Raw genomic sequence first — 25,707 nt, 5'->3', positions numbered from 1 at the left:
GGCCACTCGACGTGGAAAGGCCAAGCCCACGTCGAGTGGCCACGTCGACACACACACGCGTCGGCTGACGTCGGGTCAGGCCAGGCCGAGCCCGGCGGCCTCCTCCCACAGGTCGTCGCGGACCCGCGGGTGAGCACACTGGTCGATGATGTCGCGGCACTGCTCGCGCTCGTCGCGGCCCCATAGCGCCGCGACGCCGTGCTCGGTGACGACCGCGCTCTGCTGGAAGCTCGTCACCGGCTCGTCGACGAGCGGCACGATGGTCGACACGTCGGCCTTCGGGTGCCACGAGCGCAGCGCGATGAACGACTGCCCACCCGGAGAGTGCAGCGCGCCGACGATGAAGTCGGTCTGGCCGCCGAACCCGGAGTGGATCCGGGCGTTGATCCGCGAGGCGTTGGCCTGGCCGAACAGGTCCACCTCGAGGGCCGTGTTGACCGACGTCATGAGCCGCTGGAGCGCGATCAGGCCGGGGTCGTTGGTCTTCTCGGTGCGCAGCATCCGCACGCGCGGGTTGCGGTCGACCCAGTCGTAGAGACGCTTCGAGCCGAAGCAGAACGACGTGACGAGCGGGTGGTCTGGGTCGAGCGCGCCGGCCTCGTCGAGCGCCAGCACGCCGTCGGAGAACATCTCGGTCCAGAGCCGGAGCCCCCGTCGGGCGGTCAGCGCCTCGAGTGTCGCGTCCGGCACCGCGCCGATCCCGAGCTGCATCGTGGCGCCGTCGCCGACCATGCTCGCCACGCGTGCCCCGATCTCCCGGCTGTCGGGGTCGGGCTCGGACGGCTCGTGCGAGGCGAGCGGCGTGTCGACCTCGATCGCCACGTCGACGTGCTCGACCGGCACGAGCGCGTCGCCGAAGGTGTAGGGCATCTGCGGGTTGACGACCGCGACGACGAGGCCGCCGCGAGCCCGGCAAGCCTCGATCGCCGCGGGTAGGACGTTGACCTCGAGCCCAAGGCTCAGCCGCCCGTCCACGGGCGGTGCGCAGTGCAGCACGACGGCGTCGGGGGTCAGCGCGCGGGAGTAGAGCAGCGGGACGAGGGACAGCCGAGAGGGCACGTACCGCAGCCCCGGGTGACGCCGCATACCGGCGCCGACGAAGCAGGTCTCCGCGGTGACGCCGTCCCGGTCGGGTATGCCGGGTGGCGCGTTGAGCGCGTGCAGGACGTACCGCTCGAGCGCGGTGTCGACGGCCTGGACGCCCTCCCACGGCAGCGCCATGTTGCCGCTGAAGACGATTCGGGGGTTCTCGGGAAGGGCACGGAGCCGGCCCGCCAGCTCCTCGACGGTCACGGTCTGCACATCACCATCGTGTCCCACCGGCGTGCGCCGTGGGCCCACCTCCACAAGGGAGTGGTGGACGTCTCACGGGTGTGTTGCGGAGGGTGTTGCTCCGCGTCGGACTCAGCTGGCGCGCTTGGTCGCTGCCTTCTTCGCGGTCGTCTTCGTGGTCGTCTTCGCGGTCGTCTTCTTCGCGGTCGTCTTCTTTGCAGCGGTCTTCTTCGCCGGCGTGCTTGCCGCCGTCTTGGCCGCAGAGCCGGATGCGGCCTTCTTCGCGGTGGTCTTGGCAGCCGGCGCGGCCTCGTCGGCGCCGCCGGACTTGGCGGCCTTGGCCTTGTCGACACTGCGCTGCAGAGCGGCGAGCAGGTCCACGACCTCGGTCTCCTCGCCCTTGGTCTCGGGCGTCTCGGTGAGCTCGCCGCCCTCGATCTTCGAGGACACGAGCGCCTCGACCGCCTCGGAGTAGTCGTCCTCGAACTCGTCCGGCTCGTAGTCGCCCGAGAGCGAGTCGACGAGCGAGGCCGCCATCGCGAGCTCCTTGTCGGTCGCGTGCGTCTCCTCGGAGAGGGACTCGAACTCCGGTGCACGGACCTCGTCCGCCCACAGCAGTGTCTGGAGCACGATGACCCCGTCGCGGACCCGAAGCACGGCCAGGGTCATCCGGGTGCGGATCGACACCGTGACGAGCGCCATCCGGTCGGCCTTCTCCAGGGCATCGCGCAGCAGCACGTACGGCTTGAGGCCGGTCTTGTCCGGCTCGAGGTAGTAGGACCGGTCGAACAGCAGCGGGTCGATCTGTTCGGATGGAACGAACTTCTCGATCGAGATCTCCTTCGACGAGCGCGACGGAAGGCTCTTCATGTCCTCGTCGCTGAGCACGACCATCTGGCCGTCGGAGGTCTCGTATCCCTTGGCGATGTCTGAATAGGGAACTTCTTCTCCGTCGATCGCGCAGACGCGCTGGTACCGGATCCGGCCTCCGTCCTTCTCGTGGACCTGCCGGAACTGCACGTCATGGTTCTCGGTCGCCGAAAACAGCCGGACCGGCACGTTGACCAGACCGAACGACACGGCGCCTTTCCAGATGGCTCGCATGGGAACAAGAATGCACCCATGCGCCCCATGCTCGCGACGCCCGCGTCGGCCATTCCCGCCGGCGAGCGGTGGCGACACGAGGTCAAGTGGGACGGGATGCGCGTGCTCGCAGACGTCTCCGACGGCTCCGTCCGGCTGTACTCGCGGACCGAGCGGGACGTGACCGTGGCCTTCCCGGAGCTGCGCGGGCTCGCCGGCGAGTATGCCGACATGCTCCTGGACGGCGAGATCGTGGCCCTGCGCGGCGGCGTACCGTCGTTCACCGCGATGGCCGAGCGCTGGCACGTCACCGACGCGCGCAAGGCAGCCCACCTCGCGGAGCAGACGCCGGTCACGCTCATGGCCTTCGACCTGTTGCGGCTCTACGGGGTCGAGCTGCTCGCGCGCCCGTGGGAGGACCGGCGGTCGACGCTCGAACGGCTGGAGCTGATGGACGCCCGATGGCAGACGCCGCCGACGTTTCTCGACGGGCAGGTCCTGCACGCAGCCACGAAGGAGCAGGGCCTCGAGGGGATCGTGTCCAAGCGCATCGACTCCCCATACGTTCCAGGTCTGCGGAGTCCTTTGTGGCTCAAGTCTCCCCACCGCGGCACGGTGTCCGTCGTCATCGGTGGCTGGCGTCCCGAGTCGACCGGCACCGTCGCGCGCCGGCTGGGCGCGGTGCTCGTCGGAGTGCCCGGCCCTGACGGTCTGCACTACCTCGGCCGCGTCGGGTCCGGGCTCGCGGGCAAGGTCGGGCAGGCTCTGCTGCGAGATCTGGAGTCCCTCACATCCGGCGAATCTCCTTTCGGCGGAGAGGTGCCCGCCGAGGACGCGCTGGGGGCCACGTGGGTGCGGCCGGTCCTGGTGGCGGATGTCGAGTCGCTGGGACTCAGCGGGCAGGGGAGACTCAGGCAGCCGGCATACAAGGGCCTCCGGGCGGACCTCACCCCGGACGACGTCGACGACCACGGGGACGGTGAGTGATGCCCTACGAGGCGCCGAAGGTCACGGTCGAGGTGGAGGGGCGCCGGATGCGCCTCTCGAGCCTGGAGAAGGTGATGTACCCCCGCACCGGGACGACCAAGGCGCAGGTCATCGACTACTACGCCCGCGTCGCGACGGTGATCCTGCCGCACCTCAAGGACCGCGCGGTCACGCGGATCCGCTATCCGCACGGCGTCGGCGACATGCAGTTCTTCGAGAAGAACCTTCCCGCCGGCACACCGTCGTGGATCCGGCGGGCCGGGCGCGACCCCGTCTTCCCGCTCATCGACGACCTCGCCGGGCTGACCTTCTTCGCCAACCTCAACTCCCTCGAGCTGCACGTCCACCAGTGGCGCTACGAGGGCGAGGGCCGCGATGCCCTCATGCTCAACCCCGACCGACTCGTCATCGACCTCGACCCCGGGCCCGGCATGGGCCTGCCCGAGTGCGCCCGGGTCGCGCTCGTCGTCCGTGAGCGGCTCGCGGAGATCGGCCTGTCGACGGTCCCCGTGACGAGCGGCAGCAAGGGCCTGCAGCTGTATGCCGTCCTGCCGGGCGGCCACACGGCCGACCAGATCCGCGACACCGTCCAGCAGCTTGCGCAGGAGCTGACGAAGAAGCACCCGGACCTCATCGTGTGGAAGATGGCCAAGGAGGTGCGGCCGGGGAAGATCTTCCTCGACTGGAGCCAGAACGTCGCGGCGAAGACGACGGTGTGCCCCTACTCGCTGCGCGGGCGCGACGCCCCGACGGTCGCGGCGCCGCGATCGTGGGAGGAGATCGAGTCGGGTGCCGGGGGCGGGGAGCTGGACCAGCTGAGGATGGAGGAGGTCCTCGACAGGGTCGAGGACGACGGCGACCTCGCGGCCGACATCACCACGTGACACTGCCCGCGACTTACCCTAACCGCGCCTTCGCGGCATTTCGTCGAGGGGCAGGCTTCGGGTGAGGTCTGCCAAAAGCGCGGCGGGGCGTCGAGAGGCCCGGCACTCGACGATGCCGGGCCTCTTCACATGAGGGTTTGACGACCGGTTGTCAGTGCGCCTTGTCGTAGGCGGCCTGGACCTCAGCCGAGATCCGGCCACGGTCAGAGACCGAGTGACCGTTGGCCCGCGCCCACTCGCGGACCGCGCTCAGGTCGGCGCGCTTGGCCGAACCACCGCCGCGGCGACGCGAGCCACCGCGCACGCCACCGGCCTTACGAGCGTGACCCGTCCACGTCGACAGGTCCGCACGCAGCTTGCGGGCGTTCTTGTCGGACAGGTCGATCTCGTACGAGACCCCGTCGAGGGCGAAGGTGACCGTCTCGGCCGCCGTCCCACCATCGAGGTCGTCGATCAACACCACTTCGACACGCTGTGCCATGTTTCTCCATCTGAAGTTGTCGGTTTGGAGGGGTTCCGCGAGAAATCGGGGCTCGCGGCGACAACAATTTACATGGCCAACGTCGAAAATGCATTTACCTCGAATGCTGCATGTCCGAATAGGTACGGATCCCGCACTTCGTCAGCGATTCGTGTCGGCCGGTCCGGGGGTCTCCGAGTGGCGGTTTGTACCATTCGACGCCCGGTCGTGGTCGGCTTCCCACTTAGCCTGGGCAATTCGTTCCCGCCGGTCGCCCTCGAGAATGGTCTTGATCACGAAATAGAACAGCGTCGCCACCCCGATCGTCGGGACCAGGGCGAGCACGTAGGGCATGACCGCATCCATGGTGTCCATTTTCGCACGCTGCCGGCTCGCTGCTCACCAGTGTCGGTCCTGGCCCGTACCTTCGTCCCCATGGCATCGAGGACCACGACCAGACGCCCGGCCGGATTCCGGTGTGCCGAGTGCGGGTGGAGCACCGTGAAGTGGGTCGGCCGCTGCGGCGAGTGCCAGGCCTGGGGCACCGTCGGCGAGGTGGGCGCGGCCGCCGCACGCACCGCGCCGGCTTCCGTCGCCACGCCGGCGCAGCGCATCGGCGACATCGACGTCTCGCGGGCGGCCTCGCGCCCGACGGGCGTCGCCGAGTTCGACCGGGTCCTGGGCGGCGGTCTGGTCCCGGGGGCCGTGGTCCTCGTCGCCGGCGAGCCCGGCGTCGGCAAGTCGACCCTGCTGCTCGACGTGGCGGCGCGGACGGCCCGCGGGGGTGCGGATGTCCTGTACATCACGGGGGAGGAGTCGGCCGCGCAGGTGCGCGCCCGCGCGGGACGGATCGATGCGATCGCCGACACGCTCTACCTCGCGGCCGAGACCGACCTGGCCACCGTGCTCGGCCACGTCGAGGCGCGTCTGTCGTCGCTGCTCGTCGTCGACTCCGTGCAGACCGTCTCCAGCGCCGATGTCGAGGGTCAGGCGGGCAACGTCTCGCAGGTGCGGGAGGTCGCGGCGAGCCTCATCCAGGTCGCCAAGGCCCGCGGCGTCTCGGTGCTGCTCGTCGGCCACGTGACCAAGGACGGCTCGATCGCGGGGCCTCGAGTCCTCGAGCACCTCGTCGACGTCGTCGTGCAGTTCGAGGGTGACCGGCACTCCCGGCTCCGCCTCGTCCGGGCGGTCAAGAACCGCTTCGGTCCCACCGACGAGGTCGGCTGCTTCGACCTGTCCGACGTCGGGATCACCGGCCTGCCCGACCCGAGCGGCCTGTTCCTGTCGAGCCGCGACCACGCCGTCGCCGGCACGTGTGTCACGGTGACGCTCGAGGGCCGGCGGCCGCTGGTTGCCGAGGTGCAGGCGCTCGTGGCGCCCTCGACCCTGCCCTCGCCCCGCCGGACGTCGAGCGGCCTCGACGCCTCGCGGCTCGCCATGGTCATCGCGGTGCTCGACAAACGCGCCGGGGCGCCGGTCGGCTCACGCGACATCTTCGCTGCGACGGTGGGCGGAGTGCGGATCACCGAGCCCGCAGCCGACCTCGCCCTCGTGTGCGCCCTCGCCAGCTCCGTCGTCGACCGGCCGCTCGCGCCCGACGTGGTCGCGTTCGGCGAGGTCGGACTCGCCGGTGAGGTGCGGCGAGTCACCGGGCTCGACCGCCGGCTGGCCGAGGCTGCCCGCCTCGGCTTCCGTCACGCGCTCGTGCCGCAGGGGAGCGTCGCCGACTCCACGCTGCCCGACGGCATACGCGTTGTCGAGGTGTCCGACGTGCCTCGCGCGATCGAAGCGATGGGTCGCCTCGCCGGTGCGCGGTCAACGGACGCACCAGCCGTCGCCACCGTCTAGACTGCCACCGACCGCGGTGGACGCGCTCGGCGCCCCCTTTGCTGACAGGGAAGTGATGGACCGGAACGACGAGCTGCTGCTGCGCGCGGCCCTCGCCGCTGTCGCCCCCGGCACCGAGCTGCGGGACAGCCTGGAGCGCATCCTGCGCGGACGCACCGGAGCGCTCATCGTGCTCGGCCACGACAAGGTGGTCGAGTCGATCTGCACGGGCGGATTCGCGCTCGACGTCGAGTTTTCCGCCACCCGGCTTCGTGAGCTGTGCAAGATGGACGGCGCCGTCGTCCTCGACCGCGAAGGCACCCGCATCATGCGCGCTGCGACGCAGCTTGTGCCCGACTCCCGCATCGAGACGAGCGAGTCCGGCACCCGGCACCGCACGGCCGAGCGCGTGGCCAAGCAGACCGGCTTCCCGGTCATCTCGGTGAGCCAGTCGATGGGCGTCGTCGCGCTCTACGTCGGTGGCAAGCGGCACGTCATCGAGGGCTCGCCGACGACGCTCTCGCGGGCCGACCAGGCGCTGCAGACCCTCGAGCGCTACAAGGCGCGCCTCGACGAGGTGACCGGCACGCTCTCGGCGCTCGAGATCGAGGACCTCGTGACGATCCGCGATGTCACGGCCGTGCTCCAACGGCTCGAGATGGTGCGCCGGATCTCCGCCGAGATCCAGGACTACGTCGTCGAGCTCGGCACGGACGGCCGGCTGCTGGCCCTGCAGCTCGAGGAGCTCGTCGGCGGCCTCGGCAACGACCGCGAGCTCGTCATCCGCGACTACCTCCCGGCCACGAAGTCGGGCCTGACGCTGTCCGAGGCGCTCGATAACCTCCAGACGCTCAACTCCGTCGAGCTGCTGGACCTCGCGGCCGGGGCGCGGGCCGTCGGATTCTCGGTCGTCGGTGACAGCCTGGACGCCCCGGTGAGCCCGCAGGGGTACCGCCTGCTCACCAAGGTGCCCCGCCTGCCCACCGCGATCGTCGACCGCCTCGTCGCCCACTTCGAGTCGCTCCAGCGACTCCTCGCGGCAGGCATCGAGGACCTCATGCTCGTCGAGGGCGTCGGCGAGGGCCGCGCGCGGGCGGTTCGCGAGGGCCTGTCGCGCCTCGCCGAGTCGAGCATCCTCGAGCGCTACGTGTGACCGTCGCCGACTCCCGACGGCTGGAGCCGACCCGCCGGGCCGGTATGCCGTCCGGTGGGCCGGCGCTCGCGACCCTGCACGAGCGGGTCAACGGCTGGTATCGGCGCAACGGCCGAGACCTGCCCTGGCGGCACCCGGACTGCAGCCCCTGGGGCGTGTTCGTCTCCGAGGTGATGGCGCAGCAGACGCCGCTGTCGCGGGTCGAGCCCGTGTGGCACGAGTGGATGCGCCGCTGGCCGACACCTGCCGCCCTCGCCCAGGCGGCACCCGGTGACGCGGTCCGGGCCTGGGGCCGGCTGGGCTACCCGCGCCGCGCGTTGCGCCTCCACGAGGCGGCGACCGCGATGGTCGAACGGCACGGGGGAGAGGTGCCTGGCTCGTCCGACGAGCTGCGCGCGCTGCCCGGCGTCGGCGCCTACACGGCTGCAGCGGTCTCCTGCTTCGCGTTCGGGATCCCCGAGGTCGTCGTCGACACCAACATCCGGCGGGTGCAGGCCCGGGCCCTCGAGGGCAAGGCCTTCGCGCACCTGACCCTCACCCGCGCCGAGTCCGACCTCGCCCGCGACTGCATGCCCGACGAGCGCGCCGCGGCCAACACCTGGAACGTCGCGGTGATGGAGCTCGGTGCCCTCGTGTGCGTGGCGCGCGCCCCCCGGTGCGATGACTGCCCGATCGCCGACCTGTGCCGGTGGAATGTGGCCGGCCGACCGGCATACGACGGGCCACCACGGCGCGGGCAGGCCTGGCACGGCACGGACCGGCAGGTGCGCGGCGAGCTGATGCGGCGCCTTCGCGACGCCCACGCGGCTGTCGTGCTGGAGGCACTGGCCGACGCGGCACCCGACCGGGCGCAGGTGATGCGATGTCTCGACTCGCTCGTCGCCGACGGACTCGTCGAGCCCCTCGCCCAGGCGCGCTACCGCCTCCCGACCTGACCCCGAGCGCTCACTCGACGTGGAGCGTGGGACCGACTGCTCACTCGACGTGGGTCCGCTGTCCCGAGCTGGTCGAGTGAGCACTTGGTCCCACGCGTCACACGTTGCCGAGGATGCGCTGGACGGTGACCACGATCACCACGCGCTCAGGGTTCGGTCGGGGCTGGCGGTAGCGAGCGGCATACCTCTGCTCGGCATCCCGCACCGCGCCCGGGTCGTCGACCACCCGCGCCGTCCCTTCGAGCGACAGCCAGTAGCGACCCTCGAACTGGCACAGCACCGCAGAGCACCCCTGCGCCGCGTTGCGGGCCTTGCGGCTGGTCCGGCTTGTGATGACCCGGGCAACGAGCGCCTCACTGTCCCAAGTGAACCCGACTGGCACCACGTGCGGCGTGCCGTCCGGCCGGAGGGTCGTCAGGGTGGCGAGATGACGTTCGGTGAGAAAGGTCGCGGCGGCTTCGGAGAGGGTCTGGGGGTCGTGGGCCATTCACGCACCCGGCCGCGTCAGCCCGAGCGCGGCGATCGCGCGGTCGACAACCGCCGCGGGCGTCCCCTCGTTGACCACGAGCGCGCCCGGCTCGTCGGGCTGGAGCGGTTCGAGCGTGTCGAGCTGGCTCCCGAGCAGCGACGCCGGCATGAAGTGGTCGGTCCGCCGGACGATGCGGTCCTGGATCACCTCCGGCGGAACCGTCACGTGGAGGAATCGGACCACCGGGCGATCGCGCCGGAGCACGTCGCGGTAGGCCCGCCGCAGGGCCGAGCAGGTCACCACGCCCGACTCGCCGTGCTGCTCTCGCTCGCCGATCCACGCACCGATCGACTCGAGCCAGGGCCACCGGTCGTCGTCGGTGAGCGGCCGGCCGCCGTGCATCTTGGCCACGTTGGCCGCCGAGTGGAAGTCGTCGCCCTCTGCGAACGGCCAGTGCATCGCGGAGGCGAGCTCGCGCGCCACCGTGCTCTTGCCGGTGCCGGACACTCCCATCACGACAACGACCATCGGCTGGGTCACGGGTGCGTTGAACGACGGGGCCACGGCTTGTAACGTAGCCCCTCGTGCCGTCTCCCGCCTGCTCGCCCCGGAGGGAGCCGTGAAAACCTTCTGGCTCCTCGTGCGAGCCGGCTTCCGTCGCCACTCGACCTACCGGCTGGCCCTGCTGGCAGGCATGACGACGAACTCGGTGTTCGGCCTCATCCGAGCATCGATCCTGCTAGCCGCCCTCGAGTCGGCAGGGACCGACATCGGCGGCTACGACGCGCCGACGGCGGTCGCGTTCGTGTGGTGGGGCCAGGCGCTGCTCGGGACGGTCAACCTCTGGGGCTTCCAGGAGATCTCCGACCGGGTCCGCACCGGTGACGTCGCCATCGACTTCCTGCGACCCTTGAACCCTCAGCTCGCTTATCTTGCAGGCGATCTCGGGCGCGCGGGCATCAACCTCCTCGGCCGTGGCGTTCCCGCACTGCTGTTCGGCGCGCTCCTGTTCGACATGGCGTGGCCACCCAGCGCGGCCAGCTGGGTCGCGGGGTGCGTTGCCCTCGTCCTCGCCGTCGTGGTGGCATTCGCCGGCAACTTCGTCATCAACCTGCTGTCGTTCTGGCTCGTCGACATCCGCGGCATCCGGCTGCTCTGGATGATCACCGGGGGACTGCTGTGCGGTCTCTACCTGCCCGTGCCGTGGTTCCCTGACTGGCTGCAGACGCTCGCCAACTGGTCGCCGTTCCCATCGATGCTGCAGCACCCGATCGACATCCTCGCGGGCCGGGTCGCTGGCGCCGACATCATCCCGACCATCGCCTCGCAGGTCTTCTGGGCCGTCGTGCTCCTCGCGCTGGGTCAGGTCGTCACCCGTGCGGGCCGACGCAAGCTGGAGGTGCAGGGTGGGTGACCTGCTGCGCCCATACCGCGTGCTGCTCGCGTCGCGTGCCCGCGCGCAGATGCAGTACCGCACGTCCTTCGTCACGGACATCGTCGGCACCATCGGCGTGGGTCTTGCCGAGCTCGCCGAGGTGTGGGTGATCTTCCACAACGTCGAGTTCCTGGGCGGGCTGGACTTCAAGCAGGCGCTGCTCGTCTTCGCGCTGTCGAACCTGTCGTTCTCGCTCGCCGACATGTTCGTGGGCCACCTCGACGGGCTGCCCGGCTACATCCGGGCGGGCACCATCGACGCGTTCTACGTCCGGCCACTGCCGCTGCTGGCGCAGTTCATGACAAGCGACCTGTCGCTTCGGCGGGTGGGGCGGCTCTCGGTCGCGGGGGTCGCGCTCGTCGTCGCGCTGACGGCATCGGACATCGTGTGGTCGCCGGCGACGGTCGCCCTGATCGTCCTGACGGTCGTGAGCGGGACGGCGATCTTCGCGGCCCTGTTCACCGCCGCCGGCGGGTTGCAGTTCTTCCTCGTCGACGGCGCCGAGTTCACCAACGCCTTCACCTACGGCGGGGCGTATGCCGCCCAGCAGAGTCAGCAGGTCTTCCCGGGTCCGCTACGGATCTTCTGGACCTTCGTCATCCCGACCGCGTTCGTCGCCTACCTTCCCGCGCTGCAGATCCTCGGCCTGCCGGGCGGCCCGCTGAGCCCGCCGTGGCTGGCGTGGTTCACCCCGCTCGCCGCGCTCCTCGCCTGGGGGATCGCCGGCCTGTGCTGGAGGTACGGCATCCGTCACTACCAAGGAGCAGGCGGATGAGCAGTATGCCGTCGACGACCGTCGGCACGGATCGCGGAGCCGTCATCGAGACCAGCGACCTGGTGCGCGACTTCAAGAAGGTCCGCGCCGTCGACCGCATGAGCTTCAGGGTCGAGGCGGGCGAGTCCGTCGGCTACATCGGCGCCAACGGTGCCGGCAAGTCGACGACGATCAAGATGCTGACCGGCATCCTCAAGCCGACCGCCGGGCTGGTCAGGACCTGCGGCCTGGACCCGATGCGTCAGCGGATCGAGGTCGCCCGTCGGGTGGGTGTCGTCTTCGGGCAGCGCTCGCAGCTGTGGTGGGACCTGCCCCTTCGGGAGTCGTTCACGATCCTCACCGCGATCCACCGCCTCGACGAGCAGACCGCCCGGGCGCGCACGGACCTGCTCGTCGAGCAGCTCGAGATGGGACCGCAGCTGGGCACACCCGTGCGGTCGCTGTCGCTCGGCCAGCGGATGCGGGCGGAGATCGCCGCGGCCCTGATCCACTCGCCGGAGCTGCTCATCCTCGACGAACCGACGATCGGCCTGGATGTCCTGTCCAAGCAGCGGCTCCGCGAGTTCCTCGTGGCCGAGCGCCGGGACCGCGGCACGACGCTGCTGCTGACCACGCACGACATGGGCGACATCGAGCGGCTCTGCGACCGCGTGCTCGTCGTCGACCATGGACGCCTGGCCTTCGACGGCACGCTGCCCGGTCTTGCCGCGACGGTCGGCGCCCAGCGGATGCTCGTCATCGACCTCGCCGAGCCGACCCGAGACCTCGACGACGTGCCGGCGACGACCCTCGTCGACAGCGAGTCCGGCGGCCTGCGACAGCGCCTGGCCTTCGACGCTCAGGCGACGAACCCGGCCGCGGTGCTGGCACACGTCTCGGCGCGCGCCACGGTTCGCGACTTGACCATCGAGGAGCCCGACATCGAGGACGTCGTCCGGCGCATCTACGCCGCGTCCGGACGCGCCTGACCCATCGTTGCCAACCCCATCAACGTCGAGTGGCCTCCCCGTCACACGTGTTCGGCGGGCGTCCATGTCGAGTGGCCTCCCCGTCACACGCGTTCGGCGGGCGTCCATGTCGAGTGGCCTCCCCGTCACACGCGTTCGGCGGGCGTCCATGTCGAGTGGCCTCCCCGTCACACGGATTGTGTGACGCATGTGACCAGGCGGCCGCTCGACATCGGGTCGGGGTGGGGACGGTGGGACGACGGGGCCACTCGACTGGCGGGGAGGGGGTGGGAGAGGTCAGAGGGTGCGGAGCATCCGGGTGTTGCCCAGCGTGTTGGGCTTGACCCGCTCGAGGTCGAGGAACTCCGCGACGCCCTCGTCATAGGACCGCAGCAGCTCGGCGTACACCTCGTGCGACACGGCTTGGCCCTCGATCGCCTCGAAGCCGTGACGCGTGAAGAATGCCGTCTCGAACGTGAGGCAGAACAGGCGGGCGACCCCGATGTCGCGGGCGTCCTGGACGAGCTCCTCGAGGATCCGCCCGCCCAGCCCCGAGCCGAGCTGGTCGTCCGCGACCGCGAGGGTGCGGATCTCGGCGAGGTCCTCCCACATGACGTGCAGCGCGCCGCAGCCGACGATGTGCCCGTCGAGCTCGGCGACGCGGAACTCGTGGACGCTCTCGTAGTACGTCACCGCCTCCTTGCTCACCAGCACCCGGCGCTCGGCGAGCGGCGCCACAAGGCTGCGTATGCCGCGAACGTCGGCCGTGCGCGCGCGCCGGATCGTCGGGGCGGGACGGGCGGCAGGCCTCGCGCCGGGCTCCGGCGCAGCGTTGGGGGCGGCGGTCATGAGAGGTTCCCGTCACGGAAGTCGGCGAACAGCGCCCGGGCCTGGTCGCCGAGCACGACGATGGACTGCCGGCCGGCCCAGCCGAACGCGCCCTTGGCGACCCCGCGCCCGACCTTGAGCGGGCTCAGTGTGTGCAGGGCGGCGGTGAAGGTCAGGATCTGCTCGGCCGTGAGGTTGCTGTACCCGACCTTGCTGAAGCTGGTCAGCGCCGACGGGATCGCGATCGGTCCCGCGAGCTTGGCCTTGATCGCCGCCGCCAGGATCACCTCGCCCTGATGCCGGGACCTGCCGAAGTCGCCGTCGGGCAGGGTCTTGCGTTCGCGCGCGTAGGCGAGCGCCTGCGCCCCGGTGAGCGTCTGCGGCCCGGCCTTGATGACGAGGTTCTTCGCGTGCGAGGCGACGACCGTCTTCGGGATGACGATGGGGATGCCGCCCTGCTCGTCGACGATCTTCTTGAAGCCGGAGAAACCGACGACGACGTAGCCCTGGATCGGCAGGCCGGTGACGTCGTGGACGGTCTGCACCTGCGCCTCGGGCCCGCCGAACACCATCGCGGAGTTGATCTTGCCCTTGCCTCCGGTCGACAGCGGAACCCACAGATCTCTGGCCATGCCCATGATCCCACCGCCGCCCGTGCCGTCGACCCCGAGCACCTGGAGGACGTCGGCACGGGTGCGCTCGACGGGCTGCCCCTTGCGGGCGTCCGAGCCGATCGCGAGCACCCACCGGGGCCCGCCGCCGAGGCTCGGCTTCGAGACCCCGAGCGACGGCCACCAGCCGCCGACGACCTTCCACGTCGGACCGACCGCCAGGGTCACGTCGTCGCCCGCGGTGACGACGGCGACCGGAGTGCCCATCCACGACCCCACCGCAGCCTTCGCCGCGACGGCCCCCGTCGCAGGCTTGCGGGCCTTGAGCGCAGCGGCCGCGGAAGGGGACGACTCCTTCGCGAGGTCGCCCCCGGCATACACGGTGGTGACGAGGTGTGCGAGCGGCGCGGGCGCGCCGCTGACGGTGACGAGGGAGGCCGGCGCGCCCTCCCCGTCGGAGCCCTGCCCGGTCCCGCTTGTGGCGGGTGGGGCGCCGGGCTCGTCCGACGTGCATGCGCCCAGAACCGCGGTCGCGAGCACGGTGACCAGAGCCGCGACTCCCGTCGCGACGCGTCGGCGCCCACCGCGGGGGTATGCCGTGTGGCCGGGTCGCGCGGTGACCGCGCGGGGTCGCGGCGCCCCCGTGGGGCGGTGCACTGAGGTCACGGCCCCACCGTAGACGACAAGGTCATGGGCTTCTCACACGACGCGGGAGGCGGTGCGAACGAGCGAGCGCGAGGCGAGGACCGACGCGACGACCAGACCGCCGGCCGCGAGCGAGGTCACTGCGAACCGGACGACCAGCGCGGAGTCGATCCGGCCCGTGAACGGCAGCATGAGCACGAGCACGAACCCGGCCGCGACCGCGATCGTCACCAGGAGCGGAAGCGCCACCTCCCAGGTGCGGGCTCGGTGCAGGGTCCGCTCGCTCGTGCCGGCCAGGGCGAGCGCGCGGTACTGGTCGCGCTGGTCGAGCACGCGGGCGGCCTGCACCACGCCGGTCGAGGTCGCCCCGACGATCGAGATGATGACGAGGGTGACCAGGGCCCCGGTCGCCAGGTCGGCGGCGAGGAACTGCTCGACGGGTGATGCCGGCTGGTCGGAGGAGGCCAGGCTCGTGAACCCTACGACGACGACCGCAAGCCCCAGCGCACCGACCGCGCGCCAGGTGCTCCGGGGGTCATCGGCGATCCGGCGTGCGGCCAGCAGGGTCGTCGCCGTGGGTGCGAGACGGGCCGCGGTCCGGCCCGTGACCATGACCACGAACGGCCCGACCGCGTTGACCGCGAGGATCATCGCGGCGAGGAACACGACGATGGTCGCGCGCTGCGGCTCCTTCATCGGCGTCATGACCAGGACCCACGCGGCGCCCGCCACGAGCGCGAAGGCCACCCGGACCAGGCTGAGCCGCTTCGGCGACGTGCGCTCGGCCACCCCGAGCGGGCTGATCGCGACCCGGGCCAGGCTCGAGGCCCCCGACAGCACCGCGACGACGACGACCGCGGCCACCACGGCGGCGAGCTTCCATGCGGGGACGAGGAGCTCGCCGACCTCGAGCCGGCTGCCCTGGAAGGTCAGCTGGGCCACGAGCGGCAGGGAGACGGCATAGAGGACCACGCCGGCCAGCGCGCCGAGCAGGGCCTGGGCGGCCGCCTCCGCGAGGGTCATGACGGTGACCTGGCCCGAGGTCGCCCCGGTCAGCCGAAGCGCGGCGAGGCGCTGGTCGCGTCGTGCGATGGCCAGGCGGGCCGCGACTCCGCCGAGCGTCAGGATCGGGATGACCATGCAGGTCGTCGCGATCCAGGCGAGGGTCACGTACAGCTCCCCGATGGAGGCGGCGTCGATCGCCAGGCCACCGCCGCCGGTCGAGGGCGGCGTGGCGTTGCGGGCCTCGAACGCCCCGAGCCCACCGATGCACACGAGCAGCGCCGCCGTCGCGACCGCGAACGCGAGCACCGCGAGCAGGCCTGGCATGCGGTCGTCCCTGGCGCTGACGGCACGCAACCGCCACCACAGGCGGATCGCGGCGGTCATGCCGGGACCTGCCCTGCCGTGCGGGCCGGCTTGGCGACGCGCTCGACGACCCGGCCGTCCTGGACCCGCACCACGGTGTCACACCAGGCGGCGACGTTCTGGTCGTGGGTCACGACGACGAGGGCTGCGCCGGTGTGGGCCGTCAGCCCCGTGAGGTGCCGCATCACCTCGGCGCTCGTGCCTTGGTCGAGCGCGCCGGTCGGCTCGTCGGCGAAGACGACGCCGGGACGGGCGACGACCGCGCGTGCGATCGCCACCCGCTGGGCCTGACCTCCCGACAGCTCGCCGGGGCGGCGCTTCTCGAGACCGGCGAGGCCGAGGGCGGGAAAGAGCGCCCCGGCGCGGGCGGTCGCCTGCGAACGCGGTATGCCGTCGAGCATGAGCGGGAGCGCCACGTTCTCCACCGCGGGCAGCTCGGGCAGCAGCATCCCCTGTTGGAAGACGAAGCCGAAGTCCTTGCGGCGCAGCACGGTGCGCTCGCGGTCCGCCATGCGCGCGATGTCGCGTCCGCGCCACAGCACCTGCCCTGAGGTGGGGCGCAGGATGCCGGCCACGACGTGCAGCAGCGTCGTCTTGCCGGACCCCGACGGGCCCATGACGGCGATGCTCTCGCCGGCATGGACAGTCAGGTCGACGCCACCGAGGGCGGGCAGCGTGGCTGCGGCGTCGCGGCCGTAGGTCATGACGAGCCCACGCGCGACGAGGTCGGGCTCACCGGTCGCAGGTCGGGGAGTGTCGACCGTCGCAGTCGCGGCACTCGCGTAGGCACCGTGCGGCGTCCGTGCGCTCGTCGCGAGCCCGCTCGTCCACGCGCTCCCGGGGATCTCGTTCGTCGGGACCTCGTGCGTCGGGACCGTGTTCGTCGGGACCCCGTTCGTCTGGGCCGTGTGTGTCGAGGTCTGGGTCCAGTAGTCGTTGCTCATACGACCAGCCTTGTGGCCCAAGGCAGCCGCCCGCGTCGGCCGCTGGTCGCCTGCTGCGCCGGACGGCATACGACCCTGGTATGACCCAGCGCTCCCAAGGTCGCATCGGAACATGACGAAGGGCCGGGAACCGTGTGGTTCCCGGCCCTTCGTGCGATCCGCGACCCAGCGAGGCGGGCCGCGTCGTGCCTAGCGGCTCAGCGCTCCGTGCCCGTCACCGTGTCCGGGTAGACCGTGTCGTCGGGGACGGTCGACGGGGCGTGGACGTTGACCCCGAGCGCCTCGTCGAGCGCGGCTCCCTCGGGCAGGTCGTCGAGATCGTCGGCCGGGCGGTGCGCCTTGTCCGGGTGCGTCATGCCGCGGAAGACGAACGTCTCCTCCTTGCCCTCGCCCTCGGTGTCGACCTGGACGTACTGGCCGGACGTGAACTCGGCGTAGAGGATCTTCTCCGAGAGGGCGTCCTCGATCTCGCGCTGGATGGTGCGGCGCAGCGGGCGCGCGCCGAGCACGGGGTCGTACCCCCGCTTGGCGAGCAGGTCCTTGGCCGCGGGCGTGAGCTCGATGCCCATGTCCTTGTCCTTGAGCCGCTTGTCGAGCTTGGCGATCTCGAGGTCGACGATCTGCGTGATCTCGCCCTTGGTCAGGTGTGGGAACACGATCGTGTCGTCGACACGGTTGAGGAACTCCGGGCGGAAGTGCTGCTTGAGCTCGTCGGTGACCTTCGCCTTCATCCGCTCGTAGTCCGAGCGGCTGTCGGGTCCGGCGCTGAAGCCCATGGAGGCCTTGGAGATGTCGCGTGTGCCGAGGTTCGTCGTCATGATGATGACGGTGTTCTTGAAGTCGACCATCCGACCCTGGGAGTCGGTCAGGCGGCCGTCCTCGAGCACCTGCAGCAGCGAGTTGAAGATCTCCGGGTGGGCCTTCTCGACCTCGTCGAACAGCACGACCGAGAACGGCTTGCGGCGGACCTTCTCGGTCAGCTGGCCGCCCTCTTCGTAGCCGACGTAGCCGGGCGGGGAGCCGAAGAGACGGCTCACCGTGTGCTTCTCGGAGTACTCGGACATGTCGAGGCTGATCAGCGCGTCCTCGCTGCCGAAGAGGAACTCGGCGAGCGTCTTGGCGAGCTCGGTCTTACCGACACCGGTGGGACCGGCGAAGATGAACGAGCCACCGGGACGGCGCGGGTCCTTCAGCCCGGCGCGCGTGCGGCGAATCGCCTGCGACAGTGCCTTGACGGCGTCGTCCATGCCGACGATCCGCTTGTGCAGCTCGTCCTCCATGTGGAGCAGGCGGCTGCTCTCCTCCTCGGTGAGCTTGAACACCGGGATGCCGGTGCTCGCCGCCAGGACCTCGGCGATGAGCTCCTCGTCGACCTCGGCGACGACGTCCATGTCGCCCGACTTCCACTGGGCCTCGCGGGCGGCCTTCTCGTGGCGCAGGCGCTTCTCGTCGTCGCGGACCCGGGCGGCGCGCTCGAAGTCCTGACCGTCGATGGCGGACTCCTTCTCCCGCACGAGCGCGGCGATCTTCTCGTCGTACTCGCGAAGGTCCGGCGGAGCCGTCATCCGGCGGATGCGCAGACGCGCGCCCGCCTCGTCGATGAGGTCGATCGCCTTGTCCGGCAGGAACCGGTCGTTGACGTAGCGGTCGGCCATGTTCGCCGCGGCCACCAGGGCGCCGTCGGTGATCGTGACGCGGTGGTGCGCCTCGTAGCGGTCGCGCAGGCCCTTGAGGATCTCGATGGCGTGCGGAAGCGTCGGCTCCTGCACCTGGATCGGCTGGAAGCGCCGCTCGAGGGCAGAGTCCTTCTCGATGTGCTTGCGGTACTCGTCGAGCGTCGTCGCGCCGATCGTCTGCAGCTCGCCGCGGGCGAGCATCGGCTTGAGGATCGACGCAGCGTCGATCGCGCCCTCAGCGGCACCGGCACCGACGAGCGTGTGGATCTCGTCGATGAAGATGATGATGTCGCCGCGGGTGCGGATCTCCTTGAGGACCTTCTTCAGCCGCTCCTCGAAGTCACCGCGGTAGCGGCTGCCCGCGACGAGCGAGCCGAGGTCGAGGGTGTAGAGCTGCTTGTCCTTGAGCGTCTCGGGCACCTCGCCCTTGACGATGTCCTGGGCCAGGCCCTCGACGACGGCGGTCTTGCCGACGCCGGGCTCGCCGATGAGGACCGGGTTGTTCTTCGTGCGGCGGCTCAGCACCTGCATGACCCGCTCGATCTCCTTCTCACGCCCGATGACCGGGTCGAGCTTGCCCTCGCGGGCAGCCTGCGTGAGATTTCTGCCGAACTGGTCGAGCACGAGCGACCCGGCCGGGGTGGCCTCGGTCTGCCCCTGGCCGACGCCGGCGCCCGCCTTCTCGCCGCTCTGGGCGCCCTGGTAGCCCGAGAGGAGCTGGATGACCTGCTGACGGACCTTGTTGAGCTCCGCGCCGAGCTTGACGAGCACCTGCGCGGCGACACCCTCACCCTCGCGGATGAGGCCGAGCAGGATGTGCTCGGTGCCGATGTAGCTGTGGCCGAGCTGCAGCGCCTCGCGCAGCGAGTACTCGAGCACCTTCTTGGCGCGGGGCGTGAACGGAATGTGGCCGGTCGGGGCCTGCTGCCCCTGACCGATGATCTCCTGGACCTGGGCCCGGACCGCCTCGAGCGAGATGTCGAGGGACTCGAGGGCCTTCGCGGCGACGCCTTCGCCTTCGTGGATCAGACCCAGGAGGATGTGCTCGGTACCGATGTAGTTGTGGTTGAGCAGGCGCGCCTCTTCCTGCGCCAGCACGACCACCCTTCGGGCCCTGTCGGTGAACCGTTCGAACATGTTCTTCTCCTGACTGATCGAGAGACATCTCGATGCTATCCGTGCCCGCTGTCAGTGAGCACATCCCGACCAACGCGGGGGTGTGCCCTCCTGTTCCCCATCCTGAGCGGGATCCGCTCAGGTTCAACATCTGTTCGCCATGAGCGGACAGGGGAGCAGGCTCGTGGTGCGGCGCCTCCGTTTGGGGGCCGCGGCGCGTAGCTGGTGCGGGTTCCGGGTGTGCGGCCTCGGTTTCGGGGCCGCGGCGCGTAGCTGGTGCGGGTTCCGGGTGTGCGGCCTCGGTTTGGGGGCCGCGGCGCGTTGCTGGTGCGGGTTCCGGGTGTGCGGCCTCCGTTTGGGGGCCGCGGGGCGCCCGTCGGTTCCGTCAGGCTGGATGCGGCAGGTCGCCGGGGCGGCTCGGGAAGTGGCGTCGCCACTCGTCACGGAGCGCCGGCACCGGCATACCCACGCTTCTCATGGCGTTGGTGATGCGGCCGAGTGTGCGCGCGGGCGTGCGATACACGTCCTCTGCGGTGATGACCAGGCGGCGGATCTTCCAGTCGTCGAGCTGCTCGTCGCGCCCGATGTCACGTGACCACTGCTCGAGCGACTCGGCGTGCTGTCGCCCGTCGTATTCGATGATCAGCGACCAGATGACGTAGGCGAGGTCGAACCGGTAGAGAAGCGATCCGTCGTCACCGTGTACGCGATGGTCGACCTCGGGCTCGGGCAGGCCGGCGAGCACGATGAGCAGACGCACGCGGGTCTCCATGGCCGAGTCGACCCCGGCGCGCACGAGCGATGCGGCCCGGCGCGCGAGGCGCGAGTAGGGACCACGGTGCGCCCCGGCCGCTGACACCAGCTGGGTCGTCGTGGTGCGCCCACGTCGGACCAACGAGTCACCGAGCACAACGAGGTCCACGAGTGTCAGCCGGTGTGCCATATCGAGGAACGTCTGGACCGGTGCCGTGACGCGCAGTCCCTTCCACGTCACGACCCGCTGCGCACACTTGGGCCGGTGCCCTACGAGCCCAGCGCCCTTCACGCGCAACCGTGGTGACGTGACGTGGACATCCGGGTCATCCGGCACCACCGCACCGAGGAGGCGTGCTGCGGTGTGGTGGGAAAGGTAGCTGCCGGGTTCGGCGACGAGCAGCGCGGCCTGCGCGAGCAGCACCTCGGTGACCGGGGCCTCGATGCACACGTAGACGCCGTGAAACAGCGCGCGGTGTTTTCGGCGCAGATCCCACTCGGAGATCTCGCCGGCGGCATCTGAGCGCCTGAAGGGCATACCGGGTGTGGGGAACATGACGCGACGATCCATCAGCTGGGGATCCGGTCGCTGCGGCTTTCCACAGCCATTCCATTTGGGGGCCGCGGCGCGCGTGTGGGTGCGGGTTCCGGGGCCTGGCCCCCCATTTGGGGGCCGCGGCGCGCGTGTGGGCGCGGGTTCCGGGGCCTGGCCCCCATTTGGGGGCCGCGGCGCGCGTGTGGCTATAGCTGGGTCAGGCGTCGCCGCGCGCGAAGCGCTCGTGCAGAGCGCGCACGTCGTCCTCGAGCTGAGGCGCCGGCCCGTCGACGACGACGCCAGGGACCACCTGCTGGATCGAGTAGGGCGTCACCGGCGAAGGTTCCGCGCCCCACGCCGACCGCCACCGGCCCAGCTGGGCCGAGCTGACGGCATACACGATGCGGCCGAGGCCGACCCAGCCGTGCGCGGCCGAGCACATCGGGCAGTGCTCGCCCGAGGTGTAGACGACCGCGGTCTCCCGCTCCTCGGGGGACAGGTTGGCGCCGGCCCAGCGGGCGATCGCGAACTCGGGATGCTGGGTGGCCTCCAGCGCCACGACGTGGTTGTGGTCCTCGAAGAGCACCTCGCCGTCGCCGGACACGAGCACCGAGCCGAACGGCTCGTCGCCGCGCTCCAGCGCGAGTCGGGCCAGGTCGACGGCCCGCTCCAGGTGGCCGAGGTCGCTCTCGGAGATGCTCACGCGACCCTCCCGGTGACCAGCGCGAACGTGACGAAGGCGCCTCCGTCGGCCTCGAGCATCGCCTGGACGGGCGAGCTGGACTGTCCCTTGAGCTCCATGACGGCCCGCTCCCACAGCAGCCAGTTGGCGCAGCCCTCCGGCTGCGTGCGGGCGGTGACCTTGGCGAAGGCCCGGCTGAACTCCCACTGGCTCCGCAGCCAGTCCGCGGTGTGCCACGCCGCACTCTCCGCGCCGACGACGCGGTCGATGTGCTCCGGGATCTCGCCGAGGTCGCGGATCTCGGTCGTGAGCGCCGGTGTCGCCACGCCCAGCTGGCCGCCCGGCTTCAGGAACTTCGCGAGGTACGGCGGGTAGTGGTCGCCCGTCCCGAAGTACTCCCAGGCGTCGATGCTGATGATCGCGTCGAACGACCCGCGGCCGAACGGCAGCGCATGAGCGTCGACGCGCATCGGCAGGATCCGGTCGTCGACGCCCTCCTTGCGGAACACGTCGCCCGCCTCGCTCGGGTCGACCCACAGGTCGGCGGCGATGACCCGGACGCCGTACTCCTTGGCCAGGAACACCGAGGTCGCACCGAGGCCGGACCCGAGGTCGAGCACGCGCATCCCGGGGCGCAGGTCGAGGTCGGCCGCGAGATCCTCGAGCAGCCACAGCGGGTGCGGGCCCATGTCGAGGTCGACGAGCCACATCGCGTCGTACTTCGCCGACTTGGGGTACGCGTCCTTGGTCAGGTGGTCCAGCGCGGGCATGCCCCGATCCTTGCCCGGCGTCGTGCGATCAGTCGAGCGAGTTCTCTGTGGGTGGACGCCCTCCAGGGGGCCGGAGCGGCCGGGGTCCCCCGAGGGCGGTCGACGCCCCAGCCGTATGCCGGGTGGTCGCCTCCGTCAGGCGGGCGCGCGGACGAGGTGGTCGGGCGTGATGTCGCGCAGCGACGTGCATCCGGTCAGGGCCAGCTGGAGGTCGAGCTCGGCCCGGAGGTTGCGCAGCACCTCGGAGACGCCGTCCGTGCCGGCGAGTGCGAGGCCGTAGACGTGCGGCCGGCCGATCCCCACGGCCGTCGATCCGAGAGCGAGGGCGACGAATACGTCTGCGCCACAACGGATTCCGCTGTCGAAGATGACGGGGACGTCAGAGCCGGACGACCGCACGGCCTCGACGACCGCCGGGAGGGCGTCGAGCGCGGCGACGACCCGGTCGACCTGACGCCCTCCGTGGTTGGACACGTAGATCCCGTCGACGCCGGAGTCCAGGGCGCGCCGCGCGTCGTCGGGGTGCAGGATCCCCTTGAGCACGATCGGAAGCCGGGTCAGCGCCCGCAGCCGGGGCAGGTCGGCCCAGGTGAGGGACGGCCGGCTGAACACGTCGAGGAACGTGTCGACCGCGGCCCGCGGCTCGGGGGCGGTGAGGTTGCGCCGCAGGTCACCGGGATGGTTCCGGCTCATCGACACGAGGGTCCCGACGGCCGCCGGAGTCGGCCGCGGTCGCGGCTCGGGCGTTGCCGTGGCCACCCGCTCGGCGACGAGCCGCTGGAACACCGGGTCGGACGTGTACTGCGCGATGCCCTCCCCGCGGGCGAAGGGCAGGTGCCCGAGGTCGAGGTCGCGGGGCCGCCACCCGAGGTATGCCGTGTCGAGCGTGACGACGACCGCCTCGCTCCCGCACGCCTCGGCCCGCTCGACCAGGCTGGCGACGAGGTCGTCGTTGCTGCTCCAGTAGAGCTGGTACCAGTGCCCGGACCCTGCCAGCGTCCGGGCCACGTCCTCCATCGGGACTGATGCCTGGGTGCTGAGGATCTGGGTGACGTGCTGCTCCCTCGCGGCGGTCGCGACGGCCAGGTCGGCGTCCGGATGCGCCATCGAGAGCACGCCGATCGGCGCGATGAGCAAGGGACTCTCGTGCCGCCGACCGAAGAGCTCGACGCCGGTGTCACGCTCGGTCGTGTCGGCGAGCATGCGCGGCACGACCTGCCAGCGGTCGAACGCCGACACGTTCGCACGGGCTCCTGCCTCTGAGCCTGCGGATCCCGCGACATAGGCAAAAGCTCTGCGAGACATGGCCTTTCGGGCCGCGTCCTGCAGCTGCGAGGTGTCGGTGGGGACCTTCGGCCGGTGGCCGAACGCCCCGGCCCGGTAGATCGCAGACTGCACCGTCCTGCCGAACCCGCCCTGCGGCATACGTCCTGCCCTCCGTCGTGCCGGGCGCACGATGCGCCATGCGTACACCGGAGTCTCCCGCAGCGGTGCGCCCTGCGGAACGGGACGGGCGAACCCGGGCCGGCCCGACCGCCACCCGGCCCGTCACCAGGAGATGGACACCGTGTCGCGCCACCAGCGCTCGAGGTCGTTCGCGGGCGGGACCGGGCTACGGCTCCACAGGCTGAGGTAGGCCTCGACCGGTGTCCCCGTGATCTCGGCGTCGGCCTCGACGGGGGTGCCGTCCAGGCGCACCCGGCGCGTGAGGACGGAGCGGCCCGGCGCCATGTCGACCAGCCAGCCGACGTCGCTGCCGTCCGGCCGCACGAGCAGCCGCGACGCGTGCCCGGGGTTGATGCCTTCCCGCTTGCGTGTCACGAACCCGACGAGCAGCTCGTCGATGCCGTCGAGCGCGACGCTCGGCCTGATCCAGGTCTCCCGGGCCTCCGGCGGCCGACCCAGCCGCGCCGCGAGCGCGTCCACCGCGTGGACCGTCGTCTCGTGGCACTGGCGACGGGTCCAGAAGATCCGGGGAGCCGGCGCGTCCTTGAGGAAGACGAAGGCTTCCACGTCGTCGGGGGCGTCGACGATCGTCTGGAGCAGGGCCGTGGCCCCCGTGTCGAACCAGCCGAGCAGGTCGGGCGACTCGCGGCCCTGCCGCTCGAGTGCGGAGGTGTCGTCGACGGGCCTTCCCGCCAGGTGGCTCGCTGCCCAGCGGTGCACCATGCCCTGGTGCGCCACGAGGTCGCGGACCGTCCACTCGGGGCAGGTCGGAACCGGGGCGTCGAGTCCGGCGGCAGCGGCGTTGGCGCGCAGCACGGTCGCGGCGGACCCGAGGCCGTCGCCGAGGTCGTCGAGAGTGAGGTCGATGGGGCCGTGCCGTTCCAGCTGGTCGGCAGGGTCGGGCGCGGCGTCCGTGGCAGTGGTGGTCTGGTCCATGGCTGTCCTTTCGGAGGGCTGCGCTTTTGTGGGGAGTCTGCCACCGACCGACGACGAGCGCTCGTGGCGAGCGCGCGGGCCCGCGGGCGGTAGATTTGCCCGTCGGAGGGCGGCGACCCCGCTCTGCCCGCACCGAGAGCGTTGTCGGGCGACTCATCGCGACACCCGCGACCCGTCGCCAGACCCGAGCACCACCGGAGGCCACCGTGGACGCCAGCGACCTGCTGCGCAACTCACTTCTTCAGCTGTCCAAGCAGGAGAAGATCCGAGACATGATCGAGAAGGCGCCGGTGTCGCGCTCGGTCGTCAAGCGTTTCGTGCCGGGGGCCGACCGCGGCGACGTCGTCACCGCCGCCGGCGAGATGGCCGCATCCGGGCGGCTGTCCACGATCGACTATCTCGGCGAGGACACCGTGGAGCTGGCCCAGGCCGAGCACACGCGTGACGCGTACGTGTCGCTGCTCACGGGCCTGCGCGACCACGGCCTCACTGCAGGCGGCACCGTCGAGGTGTCGCTCAAGCTGAGCGCCCTGGGCCAGGCCCTGCCGGGCGACGGCAACAAGATCGCTCTCGACCACGCCCGCGAGATCTGCGAGCTCGCACAGCAGTCGGGCACGACGGTGACCCTCGACATGGAGGACCACACCACCACGGACCTCACGCTCGACGCGCTGCGCGAGCTGCGCGTCGACTTCCCGACGGTCGGTGCCGTGCTGCAGGCCTACCTCTACCGCACGGAGGCCGACTGCCGGGACCTCGCGTATGCCGGGTCGCGGGTGCGCCTCTGCAAGGGCGCCTACAAGGAGCCTGAGTCCGTCGCCTTCCAGGCGGGAGCCGACGTCGACAAGTCGTACGTGCGCTGCCTCAAGATCCTCATGCAGGGCCAGGGCTACCCGATGATCGCCTCCCACGACCCCCGGCTCATCGAGATCGCCGGGGCGCTCGCCGGACAGGCAGGCCGCGACCCGAAGTCGTTCGAGTACCAGATGCTCTACGGGATCCGGCCCGACGAGCAGAAGCGGATCGCCGACCGCGGCGACCAGATGCGGGTCTACATCCCGTACGGCGAGGAGTGGTACGGCTACCTCATGCGCCGGATGGCCGAGAAGCCGGCCAACGTCATGTTCTTCCTGCGGGGCGTCGCGACCAAGGGCTGACGCAGACCCGACC

At 71.0% G+C, this 25,707-nt stretch carries 25 protein-coding genes; 9 read left to right on the top strand and 16 right to left on the bottom strand.

The genetic code is table 11. The annotated features are described in order from the left end of the window. Positions 1–75: 75 nt before the first annotated feature. Together ACWEOW_RS18520 and ku are read right to left on the bottom strand one after the other, a co-directional pair. Positions 76–1,302: an acetyl-CoA hydrolase/transferase family protein gene (locus ACWEOW_RS18520; RefSeq protein WP_452270702.1), complete on the bottom strand. Its 1,227-nt coding sequence runs from the start codon at positions 1,300–1,302 to the stop codon at positions 76–78. 102 nt (positions 1,303–1,404) lie between these two features. After that, entirely contained in the window at positions 1,405–2,376 is a 972-nt protein-coding gene (ku, locus tag ACWEOW_RS18515; RefSeq protein WP_452270701.1) for a non-homologous end joining protein Ku, read from the bottom strand. A gap of 18 nt (positions 2,377–2,394) precedes the next feature. On the opposite strand from ku, the gene ligD (ACWEOW_RS18510) reads away from it, so the two are divergent. Together ligD (ACWEOW_RS18510) and ligD (ACWEOW_RS18505) are read left to right on the top strand one after the other, a co-directional pair. Beyond that, positions 2,395–3,342 (top strand): non-homologous end-joining DNA ligase, encoded by a 948-nt coding sequence (gene ligD, locus ACWEOW_RS18510; RefSeq protein ID WP_452270700.1) that lies wholly within the window; start codon positions 2,395–2,397, stop codon positions 3,340–3,342. Further along, positions 3,342–4,226 carry a non-homologous end-joining DNA ligase gene (ligD, locus tag ACWEOW_RS18505; RefSeq protein WP_452270699.1) on the top strand — a complete coding sequence of 295 codons (885 nt, stop codon included), beginning with the start codon at positions 3,342–3,344 and terminating at the stop codon, positions 4,224–4,226. The genes ligD (ACWEOW_RS18510) and ligD (ACWEOW_RS18505) overlap by 1 nt, the downstream gene beginning before the upstream one ends. Before the next feature lie 151 nt (positions 4,227–4,377). On the opposite strand, the gene ACWEOW_RS18500 is transcribed toward ligD (ACWEOW_RS18505), so the two are convergent. After that, positions 4,378–4,707, bottom strand: a complete 330-nt coding sequence (locus ACWEOW_RS18500) for a histone-like nucleoid-structuring protein Lsr2 (protein ID WP_452270698.1) — start codon at positions 4,705–4,707, stop codon at positions 4,378–4,380. A 141-nt stretch (positions 4,708–4,848) separates the two neighbouring features. Further along, on the bottom strand, positions 4,849–5,061 hold the full coding sequence (locus tag ACWEOW_RS18495) for a hypothetical protein (RefSeq protein ID WP_452270697.1): 213 nt from the start codon (positions 5,059–5,061) through the stop codon (positions 4,849–4,851). Positions 5,062–5,121: 60 nt separating this feature from the next. Here ACWEOW_RS18495 and radA point away from each other — a divergent pair, with 60 nt between their 5' ends. Genes radA through ACWEOW_RS18480 form a run of 3 tightly spaced genes read left to right on the top strand, consistent with a single transcriptional unit; the run spans position 5,122 to position 8,601 of the window. After that, positions 5,122–6,534, top strand: coding sequence for a DNA repair protein RadA (gene radA / locus ACWEOW_RS18490; RefSeq protein ID WP_452270696.1), 1,413 nt, complete (start codon positions 5,122–5,124; stop codon positions 6,532–6,534). Positions 6,535–6,589: 55 nt separating this feature from the next. Next, a complete protein-coding gene (gene disA, locus ACWEOW_RS18485; protein WP_452270695.1) occupies positions 6,590–7,666 on the top strand; it encodes a DNA integrity scanning diadenylate cyclase DisA in 1,077 nt (358 codons plus the stop codon). A 44-nt stretch (positions 7,667–7,710) separates the two neighbouring features. Then, positions 7,711–8,601 (top strand): A/G-specific adenine glycosylase, encoded by an 891-nt coding sequence (locus ACWEOW_RS18480; RefSeq protein ID WP_452270706.1) that lies wholly within the window; start codon positions 7,711–7,713, stop codon positions 8,599–8,601. Between the two features lie 97 nt (positions 8,602–8,698). On the opposite strand, the gene ACWEOW_RS18475 is transcribed toward ACWEOW_RS18480, so the two are convergent. Both ACWEOW_RS18475 and ACWEOW_RS18470 read right to left on the bottom strand, forming a co-directional pair. Further along, on the bottom strand, positions 8,699–9,088 hold the full coding sequence (locus tag ACWEOW_RS18475; protein WP_452270694.1) for a PPOX class F420-dependent oxidoreductase: 390 nt from the start codon (positions 9,086–9,088) through the stop codon (positions 8,699–8,701). Next, entirely contained in the window at positions 9,089–9,634 is a 546-nt protein-coding gene (locus tag ACWEOW_RS18470; protein WP_452270693.1) for a gluconokinase, read from the bottom strand. Between the two features lie 55 nt (positions 9,635–9,689). Here ACWEOW_RS18470 and ACWEOW_RS18465 point away from each other — a divergent pair, with 55 nt between their 5' ends. From ACWEOW_RS18465 to ACWEOW_RS18455, 3 genes are read left to right on the top strand one after another with little or no spacing between them, the layout of a single operon-like run. Further along, on the top strand, positions 9,690–10,484 hold the full coding sequence (locus ACWEOW_RS18465; protein WP_452270692.1) for an ABC transporter permease: 795 nt from the start codon (positions 9,690–9,692) through the stop codon (positions 10,482–10,484). Beyond that, positions 10,477–11,280: an ABC transporter permease gene (locus ACWEOW_RS18460; protein ID WP_452270691.1), complete on the top strand. Its 804-nt coding sequence runs from the start codon at positions 10,477–10,479 to the stop codon at positions 11,278–11,280. Before ACWEOW_RS18465 ends, ACWEOW_RS18460 begins: the two co-directional genes overlap by 8 nt. After that, a complete protein-coding gene (locus tag ACWEOW_RS18455; RefSeq protein WP_452270690.1) occupies positions 11,277–12,248 on the top strand; it encodes an ABC transporter ATP-binding protein in 972 nt (323 codons plus the stop codon). Before ACWEOW_RS18460 ends, ACWEOW_RS18455 begins: the two co-directional genes overlap by 4 nt. Before the next feature lie 276 nt (positions 12,249–12,524). Here the strand turns inward: ACWEOW_RS18455 and ACWEOW_RS18450 are convergent, their stop codons facing one another. From ACWEOW_RS18450 to ACWEOW_RS18405, 10 genes are all read right to left on the bottom strand, one after another. Further along, positions 12,525–13,076, bottom strand: coding sequence for an amino-acid N-acetyltransferase (locus ACWEOW_RS18450; protein ID WP_452270689.1), 552 nt, complete (start codon positions 13,074–13,076; stop codon positions 12,525–12,527). Further along, the gene (locus ACWEOW_RS18445) at positions 13,073–14,332 is read right to left on the bottom strand and encodes an LCP family protein (RefSeq protein ID WP_452270688.1); all 1,260 of its coding nucleotides are present in this window, start codon (positions 14,330–14,332) and stop codon (positions 13,073–13,075) included. Before ACWEOW_RS18445 ends, ACWEOW_RS18450 begins: the two co-directional genes overlap by 4 nt. 33 nt (positions 14,333–14,365) lie before the next feature. Further along, positions 14,366–15,700 (bottom strand): FtsX-like permease family protein, encoded by a 1,335-nt coding sequence (locus tag ACWEOW_RS18440; RefSeq protein ID WP_452270687.1) that lies wholly within the window; start codon positions 15,698–15,700, stop codon positions 14,366–14,368. Continuing rightward, entirely contained in the window at positions 15,697–16,623 is a 927-nt protein-coding gene (locus tag ACWEOW_RS18435) for an ABC transporter ATP-binding protein (protein WP_452270686.1), read from the bottom strand. The genes ACWEOW_RS18440 and ACWEOW_RS18435 overlap by 4 nt, the downstream gene beginning before the upstream one ends. A 197-nt stretch (positions 16,624–16,820) precedes the next feature. Then, a complete protein-coding gene (locus tag ACWEOW_RS18430; protein WP_452270685.1) occupies positions 16,821–19,436 on the bottom strand; it encodes an ATP-dependent Clp protease ATP-binding subunit in 2,616 nt (871 codons plus the stop codon). Between the two features lie 364 nt (positions 19,437–19,800). Beyond that, positions 19,801–20,724 (bottom strand): hypothetical protein, encoded by a 924-nt coding sequence (locus ACWEOW_RS18425; RefSeq protein WP_452270684.1) that lies wholly within the window; start codon positions 20,722–20,724, stop codon positions 19,801–19,803. 196 nt (positions 20,725–20,920) lie between these two features. Further along, positions 20,921–21,406, bottom strand: coding sequence for a nucleoside deaminase (locus ACWEOW_RS18420; protein ID WP_452270683.1), 486 nt, complete (start codon positions 21,404–21,406; stop codon positions 20,921–20,923). After that, entirely contained in the window at positions 21,403–22,155 is a 753-nt protein-coding gene (locus ACWEOW_RS18415; protein WP_452270682.1) for a methyltransferase domain-containing protein, read from the bottom strand. Before ACWEOW_RS18415 ends, ACWEOW_RS18420 begins: the two co-directional genes overlap by 4 nt. A 135-nt stretch (positions 22,156–22,290) precedes the next feature. Continuing rightward, positions 22,291–23,580 carry an alpha-hydroxy-acid oxidizing protein gene (locus tag ACWEOW_RS18410; RefSeq protein ID WP_452270681.1) on the bottom strand — a complete coding sequence of 430 codons (1,290 nt, stop codon included), beginning with the start codon at positions 23,578–23,580 and terminating at the stop codon, positions 22,291–22,293. A gap of 123 nt (positions 23,581–23,703) precedes the next feature. Continuing rightward, positions 23,704–24,537, bottom strand: coding sequence for a maleylpyruvate isomerase N-terminal domain-containing protein (locus ACWEOW_RS18405; RefSeq protein ID WP_452270680.1), 834 nt, complete (start codon positions 24,535–24,537; stop codon positions 23,704–23,706). A 206-nt stretch (positions 24,538–24,743) separates the two neighbouring features. On the opposite strand from ACWEOW_RS18405, the gene ACWEOW_RS18400 reads away from it, so the two are divergent. Next, a complete protein-coding gene (locus tag ACWEOW_RS18400) occupies positions 24,744–25,694 on the top strand; it encodes a proline dehydrogenase family protein (RefSeq protein WP_452270679.1) in 951 nt (316 codons plus the stop codon). The last annotated feature ends 13 nt before the right edge of the window (positions 25,695–25,707 follow it).

It is taken from the genome of Monashia sp. NPDC004114, assembly GCF_053603855.1.
The sequence above is the reverse complement of the archived record's forward strand: the minus strand, read 5'-3'. Positions and strand labels throughout refer to the sequence as shown.